This is a genomic window from Kitasatospora sp. NPDC030952, from assembly GCF_055571335.1.
Window position 1 is genome coordinate 31,716 of record NZ_JBVIFM010000026.1, and the last position, 15,148, is coordinate 46,863.

A 15,148-nucleotide genomic window follows, 5' to 3' on the forward strand; every position below is an offset into this window, starting at 1 on the left:
CACGCGCGGGTCGCCCCCTCGGCCCCGCGGTCGGGCGGGAGCCGGAAGGTGCGGCCCTAAGGGGTGCCGGGCCGGCCGGCGGGGTGTGCGGTGAGCCGGTCGTAGACGGCCTGGTAGCGGTCGGTGACCGCGTCCCAGCTGAGCTCCCGCTCGGTGCGGGTGCGGCCGGCCGCCCCGAGGGCCGCCGCCTCGGCGGGGTCGGCGAGCAGCCGGAGCACCGAGGCCGCGACGGCGTCCGGGTCGGGCTCGCAGAGCAGTCCGTCCACGCCGTGCCGGACGACCTCCTCGCCGCCGTCGAAGCGGACCGAGACGACGGGCTTCCCGTTGGCCCAGGCCTCGACGAAGACCAGCGGGAAGATGTCCACGGTGGACGGCAGGCAGAACACGTCGCAGGCGGCGAGGGCTTCGGCCTTCTCGTCCTCCTCGACCATGCCGAGGTCGAGGATCCGCGGGTCGCGGTGGGCGGCGAACACCTCCGCGCAGTCCTCGTCCCAGTCCGGGCCGGCGAACACGAACCGGGCCCCGGGGTGCTCCGCCCACACCTTGCGGGCGGCCTGGAGCAGCAGGTGGTAGCCCTTGCTGCGCATCTTGCGGCCGAGGAAGAGCACCATCGGCCCGTCGATGCCGTGGCGGGCCCGGAAGGCCGCGCCGTCGGGCAGCGCGGTGACGTCCAACTGCGGGCCCTGGCCGTTGAGGTGCAGGGCCGCCGGGTCGACGCCGGCCTCGACGAACAGCCGCCGCTCGGCCTCGGTGAGCACGAAGACGGCGTCCGCCTGTCGGGCGACGTCCAGCACCGCCTCCCGGTCCTGCCACACGCCGGCGGCGGAGGCCGGGGTGAACACCAGCGGGACGTCCCACTCGCGGGCCAGCCGCAGCGCGGCCTGCGGGTAGTCCGGCCAGACGCTGTCGAAGGCGTGCACCACGTCGGGCCGGTCGGCGGGCGGGGTCGAGTCCGGCAGCACCCCGACCTCGACCCCGGCGCCGGCCATCCACCGGGCCGACTCCTCGTCCGTGCCGCTGCAGTACAGCCCGACCCGGTGGCCGCGCCGGGCCAGCGACTCGGCGAGGTTCTGGGCCATCGCCTCCGCGCCGGCCCGGGCCGGGAAGTAGCCGCGGTGGACGATCCGCACGTGGGTCATGACCGCTGCTCGCGGGCGGCCCGGTCGCGGGCGTACCACTCGTAGGTGCGGCGGACGCCCTCGCGCAGGTCGGTCTTCGGCTCGTAGCCGGTGAGCGAGCGCAGCAGCGAGATGTCCGGGACGCGGCGCTCCGGGGAGAGCGGCGGGGCGGGGTGCACGTCCAGCTCCGGGTGGCGGTCGACCACGTCGAAGACCACCCGGGCGAGGTCGTCGATCCGGATCTCCTCGCGGTCGTTGCCGACGTTGACCAGCAGGGTGTCCTCGGTGGGCAGCGCGGTCAGCTCGGCGATGGCCGCGACGGCGTCCTCGACGTAGCAGAACGCCCGGAACTGGTCGGCGCCGTAGATCTCGAACGGGTCGGCGCCGCCGAGCAGCCGCTCGATGAACTGCGGGATGACGTGCTCGTAGCCCATCCGCGGCCCGTACACGTTGTGGAAGCGGACCATGCGCAGCGGGAAGCCGTACGCCTGGGCGTAGTTGCGGCAGAGCAGCTCGCCGGCGATCTTGCTGAAGCCGTACGAGGAGCGGGCCACCGTCGGGTCCGAGACGACCAGCTGGACGTCCTCGGGGGTCGGCACCGGGGCCACGCCGGCGGTGACGCTGCCCGCGTAGGCCTCGGAGGAGGAGGCGAAGCAGAGGGTGGCGCCGTCCAGCTCCTTGAACCAGTCCAGGACGTGGATGGTGGAGAGCAGGTTGGTGCGCAGCACCCGCTGCGGCTCCTGGTTGGAGTAGACGACGCCGACGACGGCGGCGAGGTGGTAGACCTCGTCGAAGTCGCGGGGCAGCTCCGCGGGCAGCGGCAGGGTCAGGTCGTGGGTGAAGACCGTGACCTTGGAGCGGAGTTCGTCCAGCTCGTCGTCCTGGCGGCCGCGGCTGAAGTCGTCCACGACGGTGACGTCGTGCTCGTCGGCGAGCCGGCGGGCCAGGTGCATGCCGATGAATCCGGCGCCGCCGGTGATCAGGATCTTCTTACGCATGGCCGAGCCTCATTACGTCGGAAGTGGCGGGGAGGATGCGCCAGGTGTCGTAGACGACGGCGGGCGGGGCCATGGTGGCCACCAGCGCGTCGATGTCCTGGTCGCGGTAGGAGAGGTGGTTGTTGAGGATGACCGCGGCGTGGGCTCCCTCGAAGCCCTCCGCGAGGTCGACCGGGCGCACGCCGAGGGCGGCGAGGCGCTCGTGCGGGACGGCGAAGTCGTGGCCGACGATCTCGCCGACCCGGTCGCGCAGCACCTCCAGCAGGCCCTCGTAGGCGGAGCCGCGCAGGTCGTCGGTCTCGGGCTGGCCCTTGTAGGCGAAGCCGGAGACCAGCACCCGGGCGGTGGCCGGGTCGCAGCCCTGCTCCCACAGCGCGGCCAGCACCCGCTCGCCGATCCGGCGCGGCAGCGACTCGTTGAGCTGCCGGGCCGCGGCGATCATGCCCGGCGTGTGGCCGTGCGGCTTGAGGGCGTGCATCAGCAGGTACGGGTCCTTGGTGAGGCAGCTGCCGCCGACGAAGCCGGGCAGGCTCAGGTCGGGGCGCGGGTAGCCGAAGTTGGCGTTCTTGATCAGCTCGACCGCGTCCAGGCCGAGCTTCTCGGCCATCAGCGCCACCTCGTTGCCGTACCCGTAGATCAGGTCGGTGTGGCAGTTGCAGATCAGCTTGATCATCTCGGCGGCCTCGACCGAGGAGACCGGCACCACGGTGGGCGTCTGCGAGCCGAACAGCTCGGTGGCGCGGCGCACGGCCTCGTCGTTGATCCCGCCGACGATCTGCGGCAGCGACAGCAGCTCGTCCAACGCCTTGCCCTGGATGGTCCGTTCGGGGCAGAAGGCGACCAGCGGCTCGGCCACCCGGCGGCGCAGCGCGGGCAGCACCAGGTTGCGGGTGGTGCCGACCGGCACGGTGCTGCGGACGATCACCAGGGTGTTCTCGTCGATCCCGTCGGCGATGGTCTCGACCGCCGCCTCCAGGTGGCGCAGGTTGGGGTCGGTGCCGTCGACCTCGATCGGGGTGCCGACGCAGATGATGACCACCGGCGGCAGCGCGCCGGCCGCCAGCTCGGAGGTGACCTTCAGCCGGCGGCCGCCGGCGGCCTCCCGGAAGACCTCCTCGACGCCGGGCTCGGCGAGCTGCAGCACGCCCGCGTCGAGGTCCTCGGCGACCGCCTTGTTGTACTCGTACCCGAGGACGCTCTTGCCGGTCTTCAGCAGGGCCGCGGTGAGCGTGACGCCGACGTACCCCAGACCCACGACACAGACGTCGTAGTCGGCATTGGACATGGTTGACTCCATCACTTCCCCTTCGGGTTCGGAACGGGTGGCATCAGGCGGTCGACGGGTCGCCGGCGGCGGGCCCGACGACCCAGAAGGTCTTCTCCGGCTTCCCGCCCAGCTGGCGCTTCTGGTCGTCGAGGCCCTTGACCTCGGAACCGCCCGCGTCGACCTCGCGGATGCCCTGCTCCCACATGAGCCGGAACACGGTCAGCCAGACGTACTGCGGAATGGCGGTGAATCCGGTGCTGTCCTTGAAGAGCCCGGTCAGCCTTTCCCGGAAACGCATGGTCATGGTGCAGTAGAGGGCGGCCCGCTGCTCCCCGATGCGCTCCCCGGCGAAGAACATCGCGGGGAATTTCTCGCCGTCCTCGGTGACGATGTTGCCGAGGTAGGAGAAATAGTCCTTCTCGTTGTCGCCGCCGGGCCGCACCCGGACGATGGCGAGGTAGTCCTCCGGGGTCGAACCGACCACGGTGCCCTGTTCGCGGCGGGCCTGGAAGTAGCTCTCCACGACGCCGCGGGCGCTCTCCTTCTCGGGCCCGGAGTAGTGGTAGGGCTCGATCTGGAAGGAGAGGTGGGGGTTGCGCTCCAGGAAGTTCTGGAAGCGCCGGTAGGCCATCTTGTTCTTGTTCTTGTACTTCCGCCGCTCCTCGCCGGCCAGCTTGGCGACCTGGAGCGTGCCGTCCTCGGCCTGGTCGAACACCTCGTCCAGGTAGTAGACGCGGTTCGGGTAGGTCTCGTCCTCCTCCGGGGCCCCGAGGTGCCACGGGTCGGTGTCGATCCCGTCGAACCCGGCGGCCAGGAAGGCGTCCCGGTCCTCGGCCGACAGGTGCCGGACGTACACCGACTCCCGGGCCAGGCCGGCCGCGCGGACGGTGGCGATGAACTCCCGGACCGCCTCGAAGCGGGTCGGGCCCTTCGGGGCGACGATGTGGAGGTGCTTGGCGACGTGCCCCTCCTTGCTGAAGTACCCGACCCCGAAGATGTTGGTCCCGTCGTGGTAGACGAGCCCGTTCGGGTACTTGCTGCTGGCGCCGCGGAGGTTGTAGCCGTTCGCGTAGAGCATGAGGCCGATGTGACCCATGGCGAACGAGCCGTCCTTGTACTTCTGGATGGTGTCGAAGGATTCCTCGACCGGCGTGATCCGCGGCCCGAACATCTCCCTGAGACGGTCCTCGAATTGGTCCCGTTCGATCGCGAGAAGGCGCACAGGTATTCAACCTCCAACAGGCTCGGGAATTGATTTCCAGGAGCCCTGGTCAGTATGCGGCGAGCTTATCGTGTCCGGCTCGTGCAAGAAAGGTGGGAATTGGAATTCCGGCTTTTCCACGGAATGGACCGCCCGCGGTCACCGGCCCGGCAGCACCTCGGCCCGGGACCGGCGCAGGGCCGGCGCGGGCAGCGCCTTGCGGTCGAGCTTGCCGATGGGGGTGAGCGGCAGTGCGTCCAGCGGGACGAACTGACTGGGCACCATGTGCTCCGGCAGGCTGCGCCGGAGGTGGTCCCGCAGCTGCTCCCCGCTCGGCGCGGAGGGGCCGGCCGGGGCCGTGTACGCCACCAGGCGGGGACCGCCGGGAAGATCGTCACGGAGTACTACCGCAGCCTGTACGACACCGGGGCACGATGTCAACGCCTCTTCGACCTCTCCGAGTTCGACCCGGAAGCCACGCACCTTGACCTGCGCGTCCAGCCGTCCGAAGTAGTCCAGCAGACCGCTCTCCGGACGCCGGCACACCCGGTCCCCGGTCCGGTACATCCGGGCGCCGGGCAGGCCGGAGAACGGGTCCGGCAGGAAGCGCTCGGCGGTCAGCCCGGGGCGGCCCTGGTAGCCGCGGGTGACCTGCTCGCCGCCGACGAACAGCTCGCCGGAGGTGCCGTCGGGCACCGGACGCAGCTCCTCGTCCAGCACGTAGGCGCGCACCGCGGGCAACGGCTCGCCGATGGACACCAACCGGTCGTCCCAGTCGAGCAGGCAGGCGGCCGCCGAGACGGTGGTCTCGGTCGGCCCGTAGATGTTGAACACCTGGGTCACCCCGCGGGCCCGCAGCTCGGCGAGCAGCGCCCTGGGCATCGCCTCGCCGCCGGTCAGGACGGCCTTGACCCGCGGTGGCGGGCCGCCCAGGGCGACCATCTGGGCCAGCGCGGAGGGCACCGCGCAGACCGCGTCACCGGTGACCCAGCCGTCCGGTTCGACCAGCGAGAAGACGTCCTGGGCCAGCATCACATGGCCGCCCGCGTACAGCGGGCCGAAGATGTCGCAGACCGAGAAGTCGAAGGAGGTCGGGCAGGTCGCCACCATGGTGGCCGAGGCGACCGGCCCCAGCAGGGCCACCGCGGCGGCGACGAACTCGCTCATCGCCCCCCGGGGCACCAGCACGCCCTTGGGCCGGCCGGTGGAGCCCGAGGTGTAGATCACGTAGGCGAGTTGGTCCCCCGACACCGGTGGGGCGCCGGCCGCCGGGGCCGCCGGCCCGTCCCGCACCAGCTCCTCCAGCACCAGCTCCGGGCCGTCGTACGCCAGGGTGCCGGCGTGCCGCCGCTCGGCCAGCACCGCCGCGGCGCCCGAGTCGGCCAGCATGTAGCCGATCCGGTCCTGGGGGTAGGCCGGGTCCAGCGGGACGTAGGCGGCGCCCGCCTTGAGGACGCCGACCAGGGCGGCCAGCATCTCCGGGCTGCGGCCGGCCAGCACGGCCACCCGGCTCTCCGCGCCGATGCCGAGGGCCCGCAGGTGGGCGGCCACCCGGTCGGCGGCGGCGCCCAGTTCGCCGTACGTCCAGCTGCGCCCCTCGCCGGTGACGGCGGGCCGCCCGGGCTCGCGGGCCGCCCACCGCTCGAACGCGGCGACGACGTCGATGACCGGTTCAGCGCTCGGTGCGGGCACTGTTGCCTCCTCTGCTCTTCATGACGTGGAGCTGGCGGTCCAGATACGGCGCCAGCGCGCTCTTCGGGTGGGCGGCCACCTCCTCGGGCGGCCCGGCGGCGACCAGTTCGCCGCCGTTCTCGCCGCCGCCGGGGCCCAGGTCGACGATCCAGTCGCAGGCCGCCGCGAACTCGACGCTGTGCTCGATGACCACCGCGGTGTTGCCCAGGTCCACCAGGTCGTGGACGACCCCCAGCAGCACCTCCACGTCGGAGAAGTGCAGTCCGGTGGTCGGCTCGTCGATCAGGTAGAGCGTCCGGCCGTCGTCCCGACGCATCAACTCCCGGGAGAGCTTCAGGCGTTGGGCCTCGCCGCCGCTGAGGGTGGTGGTGTCCTGGCCGAGCGCGAGGTAGCCGAGCCCCACCTGGCAGAGCATCCGCAGCGGGTGGGCGACGGCCGGGACGTCCCCGAACACCTCCAGCGCCTCGGCCACCTCGAGGTCCAGGGTCTGGGCGATGTCCCGCCCCCGGTAGGTGACTTCGAGCACCCGCGGGTGGTAGCGGCGCCCGTCGCAGGAGGGGCAGCGCACCGAGAAGTCCGCCAGGAACAGCATCTCGATCCGGATGGTGCCCTTGCCCGAGCAGCGGTCGCAGCGCCCGCCCTTCTCGGTGTTGAAGCTGAACATCGCGGTGGACCAGCGGCGGCGGACCGCCTCCTCGGTCTTCGCGAACAGCTTGCGGATCTCGTCGAAGACGCCCACGTAGGTGGCCGGGGTGGAGCGCGAGGAGGCGCCGATGGACTCCTGGGTGACGGTCACCACCCGGCTGAACCGCTCCCAGCCGGACAGCTCGGCGAACGGCCCGACCGGCGCCCGGCGGTGGGTCAGCGCCTGCTCCAGGGCGGGCTGCAGGGTGCGGGTGATCAGCGAGCTCTTGCCGCTGCCGCTCACCCCGGTGACGCAGGTCAGCAGGCCCACCGGGATGGCGGCGTCCACCCCGCGCAGGTTGTGCAGCCGGGCGCCGCGGATGCTCAGCCAGTGCTCCCCGGGGCTGCGCCGGCCCTCCCGGGGCGAGCCGACGACCAGCTCGCCGCGCAGGTAGGCGGCGGTGCGCGACTCCGGGTGGGCGATCACCTCGGCCGTCGGGCCGGCCGCGATCACCCGGCCGCCCCGGACGCCCGCGCCCGGGCCCAGGTCCACCAGGTGGTCGGCGGTCTCCATGGTCTCCTGGTCGTGCTCGACCACCAGCACGGTGTTGCCCGCGTCGGCCAGCTGCCTCAGCAGGGCGATCAGCCGGGAGTTGTCCTTGGCGTGCAGGCCGATGGACGGCTCGTCGAGCACATAGGTGACGCCGACCAGCCCGCAGCCGAGCTGCCGGGCCAGCCGGAGCCGCTGGCCCTCGCCCGCCGACAGGGTGGGCGCGGAGCGGTCCAGCGAGAGGTAGCCCAGGCCCACGTCGAGCATGAAGGTCAGCCGGGCGCCGATCTGGACCAGCAGCTCCTCGGCCAGCTCGGCGAGGAAGGTGGTGGCGAGTTCGGCGCGCACCGCCGCCAGCCACTCGGCCAGCCGGGCCACCGGCAGGGCGTTCACCTCGGCGATGTTGAGGTCGGCCAGCCGCACCGCGAGCGCCTCGGCGTGGTGCCGGGTGCCGCCGCAGGCGGTGCAGCCGCGGGCCGCCATGAACACCTGGTAGAAGGACTTGCGCTCGGGCGAGTCCGCCTCCCGGAACAGCCGCTCCAGGTGCTGGGCCAGCCCGTCGAAGGGCTTGCGCGCCAGCTCCCGGGCGAGCGGCTCGGGCAGCGGGTGCGCGGTGGCGCCGGTGAGCACCAGCTCGCGCACCCCCTCGGGGAGCAGCCGCCAGGGCGTGTCCAGGCCGGCCCCGGCGAGTTCGAGCACGGTGGGCAGTTCGCGCAGCGGCCACCAGGTCTTCTTGCTGCGGGTGCGGTCCCCGAAGAAGGTCAGCGCGCCGGAGCGGACGGAGGCCTCCGGGTCGCCGACCAGCAGCGCCGGGTCGACCTGGTAGGTGAAGCCGAGGCCCTGGCACTCCTCGCACATCCCGGCCGGGGAGTTGGGGGTGAACCAGTGCGAGGAGGTGGCGCGGGCCTCGGTGCCGCAGTCCGGGCAGATCCAGCCGGCCGTCAGGTGGCGGACGGTGGCGCCGTCGCGCCGGGCGACCAGCGGGCCACCGTCGCGGTGGGCCGCCTCGACGGCCTGCCGGGCCCGGGCCAGGTCCTCCTCGTCGGGGGCGGCGGGCAGCAGCAGTACCCGCCCGCCGGGCTCCTCGCCGGCGGCCGGCCGGTACAGCTCGACCGGCTCGGTGGCGGCGGCCAGGGCCAGCGCCGTGAGGTGCTCGCCGACGTCGCGCGGGTGGATGTGCTGTCCGCAGCCGCGGCACTCGTGCCGGCCGGCCCGGGCGAACAGCAGCCGCAGCCGGTCCGAGATCTCGGTGATGGTGCCGACGTTGGAGCGCGGGTTGCGGCTGATGGTGCGCTGCTCGATGGCCACCGTGGGGCTGAGGCCGCTGATCCACTCCACCGCGGGCTTGGGCACCTTGGGCAGCTTCCGGCGGACGTACGCGGACAGGCTGTCCAGGTACTGCCGGTAACCCTCGGCGTAGATGGTGTCGAAGGCCAGCGAGGACTTGCCGCTGCCGGAGACGCCGGTGAACACCGTGACTCCGTGCCGCGGCACGGCCAGCTCCTCGATCCGCAGATTGTGCTCCCGTACTCCCCGGAGCACGATCCAGTCGCGCGGATCGGGTACGGCGGGAGTCGTCCCGCCGCCGTGGTCGGCCTTGCTCAATGCGTTCACCGCTTCTCTCTCGGCGTCGTTCGGTGGTGCGGGTTACGGAGTGTCCGGCCGGTCCAGGACCAGCCGGGCCGGGCGCAAGTAGCCGGGCAGCAGGGTGCGCAGGCGTGTGGTGAGCGCCGCCGCGTCGGAGGCCTGGTCGGCGCCCTCGGCCGGCCGAAGGGTGATCCGGGCGGTCAGCTTGCCGTCCTCGTCGAACTCCACCCGGGCGTCGGCGACTTCGGGCAGCGAGCTGAGCGCCCAGCGGCTCTCGGCGGGCCGGACGGTGTAGCCGGCCGGGTCGATCCGCTGCTCGGCGGCGGCGCCGAGCAGTTCGATGCCGCCGTCGGCCGCCTCCCGGGCCAGCAGTGCGGTGGCCAGCTCGCCACCGGGCACCGCCGGTCCGCCCAGGCGCAGTTCGCCGACGGCACCGGGCAGCACCCGGCGGCCGGCGGCGTCCGCGGGCCACAGCCGCAGCCGGTCGGATCCGGCGGCGACGGCCAGGGCCGGTCCGCGGCCCCGGTCGGCGCCGGCCGGGACGGGCCAGAGCTCCAGGCCGGCCGGGCCGACGGCGCGCAGCACGGTCGGGTGGGCGGCGTCGGACATGGGCGCCGGGAGCCGGCCGTGCCCGCCCGTGAGCACCAGGGTGCGCAGCCGGGCCAGGGCGGCCGGGGCGGTGCGGTGCAGGGCCTCGGCGGGCAGCACCGCGACGTCCACTCCCCCGTCCTCGGGCAGCCGCCCGGCCGCCCCGGCGGGGACGACCACGGCACCGGCCGCCAGCGGTGCCAGTAGCTCCAGCAGGGCGGTCACGGTGCCCGCGGGGGCGGCGGCCAGCCAGCGGGTGCCCGGCCCGGCCTGGCAGCGGCCGGCCCACAGCCGGGCCAGCTCGGCCAGTACGGCGGGCTCCAGCAGCGGGCCGGTGCCGGGGTCGACGGCCCGGCCGTCGCGCAGCGCGGCGAGCAGCCGGGCGGCGGCGGCCGGGGTGGGCGCGATCCCGGCGAGCGCCAGCGGGCCGTCCGCCGGGGAGCCCTGGGGCACCTCGGTGACCAGCTGCCACAGCTCGCGGTAGCCGAGCGGGCCGGCCGCGGTCTCCAGCGCCTTGTCCTGCGGGCGCAGTTCGGCGGTGCGACGGACCGCGTCGGCGACGCCCTCAGCTGACTCGACGGACGCGGCGGGCTCGGAGGCCGGGAACTCCTGGGCAGGAGCGGCCAGTTCGGCGGTCGGGGCGTCCGGGCGGTCCAGCGCGGCGGTGAGCAGCTGCTCGTACTGGCCGACCAGCCGGGCGGCGCCTTCCGCCGTGAAGAGGTCCTCGGCGAGCACGAACTGCACGGTGAGGGTGGAAGGCTTCTCCACCAGCCGGACCTCCACGTCGAAGGCGCTGGAGGCGGTGGGCTCGCCGATCCGGGCGAAGCCCACCCGCAGCTCCCCGAGGTCCGCGCCGGCCACCGAGTTCATCGCGTGCACGCTGAGGAACATCGCCTGGGTGAGCGGGTTGTGGCTGTCCTCGCGGCGCGGCCGCAGCCGGCCGGTGATCCGGTGGGCGGGCATGTCCGCGTGCTCCTGGGCCTCCAGGACGGCGCCGCGGGTGGCCGCCAGCAGATCGGTGAAGGTGGTGCCCGGTCCGTTCGGGGCGGCCACGACCGCGATCATGTTGCCGAAGTCGCCGATCACGTGCTCCACCTCCGGACGGGTCCGGTAGGCGGTGAGCGTACTGGTGGCGAACGCGGGCTGCCCGGTGGCGCGGCCGAGCAGCAGGTGGAACACCGCGGTGAGGGCCATGTACGTGGTCACGCCGGTGCCGCGGCACAGCGCGCGCAGCCGTTCGGTGACGGCCTCGTCCAGCGGGAGGTCGAGGACCCGGCCGCGGAAGGACCGCTGGGCGGGCCGGGGCAGGTCGGCCGGGAGGTCCAGCAGGGCGGGCAGGCCGCCCAGTCGGGACTCCCAGTAGCCGAACTCGGCCTCCATCCGGGCCTCGTCCATCCACTGCCGCTGCCACAGCGAGAAGTCCGAGTACTGCACCGGCAGCGGGGCCAGCGGGGAGGGCCGGCCGGCCCGGAAGGCCGCGTACAGCTCGCCCACCTCGCGCACCAGGATGCCGATCGACCAGTCGTCGAACGCGATCTGATGCGTCGTCAGGACGAGCAGCGAGCCCTCGTCGGCGGTGCGCAGCAGCAGCGCCCGCAGCAGCCGGCCCTCGGCGAGGGCGAACGGGCGGGCCCGCTCCTGCCCGACCAGGGCGAGGACCTCCGCCGCCCGCTCGCCCTCCGGCACCGCGCGCAGGTCGCGCTCGGTGATCAGCGGGCCGGCCGGGGGCTCCTCGGCGGCCTGGACGGCGGTGCGGCCGAGGACGTGGAAGCCGGTGCGCAGGACCTCGTGCCGGGTGACGATCTCGCGCAGCACCCGGTCCAGCAGGGCGGGGTCGAGCGGGCCGTCGAGCCGCAGCGTGGCGGAGACGTTGTGCATCGGCGAGGCGGGCTGCAGGCGGCTGTTCCACCACACCCACTCCTGGGTGTAGGAGAGCGGGAAGAGGTTCATGACGCTCCCCTCCTGCTCCACCAGCCGGCCCAGCCGGTTGCGGTCGGCGGCGGCGAGGGCGGCGAGCTTCTCGGTCCAGCGCATCCGGTCAGCCCTCCCCGTCGGTCAGGGCGCCCAGCCGGGCCAGCAGGTCGTCCAGGCCGGCGTCGGTGCGGGCCACCGAGCGGATCGGGCCGGGGGCGCCGGCGCTCACCGCGTCGCCCTGCTGCTCGACCAGCTTGGCCAGGCCGGCCACCGTACGGTCCTCGAACAGGGCGCGGACGGCGATCTCGGTGCCCAGCGCCTCGCGCACCCGGTGGGTGACCACGGTGGCCAGCAGCGAGTGGCCGCCGAGGGCGAAGAAGTCGTCGTTCAGGCCGACCCGTTCGACCCCGAGGACGTCCTCCCAGATGGCGGCGAGGGCCTTCTCCACCTCGGTGACGGGGGCGGCGTACGGCTCGTCCGCGTCACGCTCGGCGGCGGGCGCGGCGGGCAGCGCCGCCAGGTCGATTTTGCCGGTGGGCAGCAGCGGGAGCGCGTCGAGCCGGACGAAGGCGGCGGGCACCAGGTGGTCGGGCAGGACGGCGCCGGCGTGCTCGCGCAGCTCCCGGGCGGTCGGCGCGGCCGCCCCGGCCGGGGTCCAGTGGGCGATCAGGCGCGGGCCGCCGGCGCCGCTCTCCCCGCTCCCGGTGTCCTCGGCCCCCTGGAGGCCGACCACGCAGTCCGCGACGCCGGGGTGCTCGCGCAGCCGGGCCTCCACCTCCGCGGGCTCCACCCGGAAGCCGCGGATCTGGATCTGGCGGTCGGCGCGGCCGCAGAACCGGATGGTGCCGTCGGGCAGGTAGCGGCCGAGGTCGCCGGTGCGGAACCAGCGGTCCGCCGGGTCCCCGGTGACCGGGCTGGTGCGGAAGCGCTCGGCGGTCAGCACGGCGTCCGCCGGGTAGCCCGCGGACAGGTGGGGCGAGCGGACGTGGATCTCGGCGAGCTCGCCGACGCCGGCCGGGGCACCGGCCGGGTTGAGCAGGATCAGCTGGGAGCCGGGGGTGCCGGGGCCGAGCGGGATCTCGGCCGCGGGCTCGCCGGCCGGCACCCGGTGGGCGCTCATCGCCTGCGGGGTCTCGGTCGCGCCGTAGAAGTTGACGCAGTTCACGTCCGGGTTCAGCGAGCGGGCCAGGGTGACGTGCTGGCCGCGCAGCCGGTCGCCGCCGAAGAACAGGTGCCGCAGGGCGGGGGCGGTGCGGGCGGCGGGGCGGCCGGCCAGCAGGTACTCCAGGGTCGCCGGGGTCAGGTTGGCGACGGTGATCCGCTGCGCCTCGGCCCAGTCGGCGAACCGGCCGGGCAGGGTGGCGTGGTCGGGGACGCAGATGGTGGCGCCGAGGGCGAGCGGGACGAGCACGTCGCGCAGCATCGGGTCGTGGCCGGGGGCGGACAGCAGGGCGAAGCGGTCCTCGGCGGTGAGCGCGTACTCGTCCCGGTACCAGGCGGTGAAGTGCGCCAGCGGCCCGTGGGTGCCGAGCACCGCCTTGGGGCGGCCGGTGGAGCCGGAGGTGAAGGCCAGGTAGGCGGGCGAGTCCGGGCCGGGGGTGAACCGCGGTGCCTCGGCGGGCGGTTCGGCGAGCTCGTCGCGGCAGGGCAGCACCGGGGCGGCGCCGAGCCGGGCCAGGAGTTCGGCCGGGGCCTGGGCGCCGTCGGTGTGCACCAGGGCGGCCGGGGCGGCGAGGGCCAGCTGCTCGGCGAGCCGGGCCGCGGGCTCGGCGGTGTCCAGGACCAGGAAGGCGGCTCCGGCGGCGAGGGTGCCGAGCATGGCGCAGGCGAGTTCGGCGCCGCGCGGCCCGTACAGGGCGACGACCTCGCCGGGGGCGACCCCGGCGGCGCGCAGCCGGTGGGCCAGCCGGTCGGCGTGCTCGGCCAGCTGCCGGTACGTCCAGGGGCCGCTCGGCTGCTCGACGGCGATCCGCTCCGGGGCGGTGCGGGCCCGCTCGGCGAAGGCCTCGGCGAGGCCGCCGTGCCAGTCGGCCGCCAGCGGGCGGGCCGGGTCGGGGAGCACCGCGCGGGCCCGGTCGGTGACCAGGCTGTACGCCGAGACGGGCCGGTCGGGGTCGGCGGCGATCTGCTCGACCAGGGCGACGTACTGTTCCAGCAGCTGGGCGGCCCGCTCCTCGGTGAAGAGGTCGGCGTTGTGGACGAGGGTGAGGTCGCGGCCGTCCAGGCCCGCGTAGAGGGTCAGGTCGAACTTGGCGCCGGCGTCCGGGACGTGCAGGAACCGGGCGGTCAGGCCGGGCAGTTCGAGCCGCTGCTCGGCGAACGGGACCATGTTGAAGAAGACCTGGAAGACCGGGGTGCGGTCGAGCCGCCGCTTCGGCTGGAGGTCGATCAGGATCCGCTCGAACGGCAGGTCGCGGTCGGCGTAGGCGTCGTAGGCGGTGTCCCGCACCTGGCCGAGCAGTTCGCGGAAGGCCGGGTCGCCGGAGAGGTCGGTGCGCAGCGCCAGGGTGTTGACGAAGAAGCCGACCAGGGGCTCGATCTCGGAGCGGGTGCGGCCGGCCTCGGGGATGCCCACGATCAGGTCGTCCTGGCCGCTGAGGCGGTGCAGCAGCACCTTGAAGGCGGCCAGCATGACGGTGAAGCGGGTGGCCCCGGTCTGCTGGGCGAGGCGGTTCAGGGCGTCGGCGGTCGCGGCCGGGACGCCGCGCTCGGCGCGGCCGGCCCGGAAGCTCCGGACGGCGGGCCGGGGGAAGTCCAGCGGCAGGTTGAGGTCGGGCAGTTCGCCGCCGAGCCGGGTGCGCCAGCGGTCCAGCTGGGCGGCGCAGGCGTCGCTGTCCAGCCACTCGGCGTGCCAGGCGGCGTAGTCGCCGTACTGGACCGGCAGGGTCGGCAGTTCGGCGGGCCGGTCCTCGGTCAACGCCCGGTAGTGGGCGGCGAGTTCGTCGGCGAGGACGGACACCGACCAGCCGTCGGCGACGATGTGGTGCAGGGTGAGCAGCAGCACGTGCTCGTCGTCGCCGGTGCGCAGCAGGGTGGTGCGCAGCAGCGGCTCCGCGGCGAGGTCGAACGGAGCGGCGGCCTCGGCCTCGGAGCGGCGGGTGACCTCGGCGGTGCGCTCGGGCTCGGGCAGGTCGCGCAGGTCGTGCCGGACCAGCGGGATGTGCCGTTCGGCGTCGACCCGCTGGCGGGGGCGGCCGCCGTGGTCCTCGAAGGAGGTGCGCAGCACCTCGTGCCGGGCGGCGATCAGGTTGACGGCCCGCTCCAGCAGGGCGGCGTCCAGCTCGCCGGTCAGCCGGACGGCCGCCGGCATGTGGTACGAGGGGTTGCCGGGCTCCATCCGGTCGAGCAGCCACAGCCGCTCCTGGACCGGCGAGGCCGGCAGGGTGCCGTCGGGGCGGCGCGGTACCGGCCGCGGCCCGTCGGTGGCGGTGCCCGCGGCGAGGAAGGCGATCAGCTCACCCTTGTGCGCGGTGATCTCGGCGCGCAGCCCGTCGGGGAGTCCCGCGCCGGGGGCGCTGTAGCGCAGTTTGCCGTCCTCCACCCGCAGGTGGATGTCCTGCTCACGCAGGCGGGCCAGCAGATCGATCAGCGACATGGTGCGTCGCACTC

At 74.3% G+C, this 15,148-nt stretch carries 8 protein-coding genes; all 8 read right to left on the reverse strand.

Annotation, left to right across the window (positions count from 1 at the left end):
- Positions 1-56 precede the first annotated feature (56 nt).
- The 8 genes from ACZ47G_RS32985 to ACZ47G_RS33020 all read right to left on the reverse strand — a co-directional run bounded on the left by ACZ47G_RS32985 (position 57) and on the right by ACZ47G_RS33020 (position 15,134).
- Positions 57-1,139, reverse strand: coding sequence for a glycosyltransferase family 4 protein (locus ACZ47G_RS32985; protein ID WP_465749066.1), 1,083 nt, complete (start codon positions 1,137-1,139; stop codon positions 57-59).
- Entirely contained in the window at positions 1,136-2,116 is a 981-nt protein-coding gene (locus tag ACZ47G_RS32990) for an NAD-dependent epimerase/dehydratase family protein (protein WP_465749068.1), read from the reverse strand. Before ACZ47G_RS32990 ends, ACZ47G_RS32985 begins: the two co-directional genes overlap by 4 nt.
- Positions 2,109-3,401: a nucleotide sugar dehydrogenase gene (locus tag ACZ47G_RS32995; protein ID WP_465749070.1), complete on the reverse strand. Its 1,293-nt coding sequence runs from the start codon at positions 3,399-3,401 to the stop codon at positions 2,109-2,111. Before ACZ47G_RS32995 ends, ACZ47G_RS32990 begins: the two co-directional genes overlap by 8 nt.
- A gap of 43 nt (positions 3,402-3,444) precedes the next feature.
- Complete coding sequence (locus ACZ47G_RS33000; protein WP_465749072.1) at positions 3,445-4,605, reverse strand: hypothetical protein; 1,161 nt, start codon at positions 4,603-4,605, stop codon at positions 3,445-3,447.
- A 138-nt stretch (positions 4,606-4,743) separates the two neighbouring features.
- Positions 4,744-6,276, reverse strand: a complete 1,533-nt coding sequence (locus tag ACZ47G_RS33005) for an amino acid adenylation domain-containing protein (RefSeq protein WP_465749074.1) — start codon at positions 6,274-6,276, stop codon at positions 4,744-4,746.
- On the reverse strand, positions 6,257-9,064 hold the full coding sequence (gene uvrA, locus ACZ47G_RS33010) for an excinuclease ABC subunit UvrA (RefSeq protein WP_465749076.1): 2,808 nt from the start codon (positions 9,062-9,064) through the stop codon (positions 6,257-6,259). Before uvrA ends, ACZ47G_RS33005 begins: the two co-directional genes overlap by 20 nt.
- 33 nt (positions 9,065-9,097) lie before the next feature.
- Complete coding sequence (locus ACZ47G_RS33015; RefSeq protein WP_465749078.1) at positions 9,098-11,659, reverse strand: condensation domain-containing protein; 2,562 nt, start codon at positions 11,657-11,659, stop codon at positions 9,098-9,100.
- 4 nt (positions 11,660-11,663) lie between these two features.
- Positions 11,664-15,134, reverse strand: a complete 3,471-nt coding sequence (locus tag ACZ47G_RS33020; RefSeq protein ID WP_465749080.1) for an amino acid adenylation domain-containing protein — start codon at positions 15,132-15,134, stop codon at positions 11,664-11,666.
- Positions 15,135-15,148 lie beyond the last annotated feature (14 nt).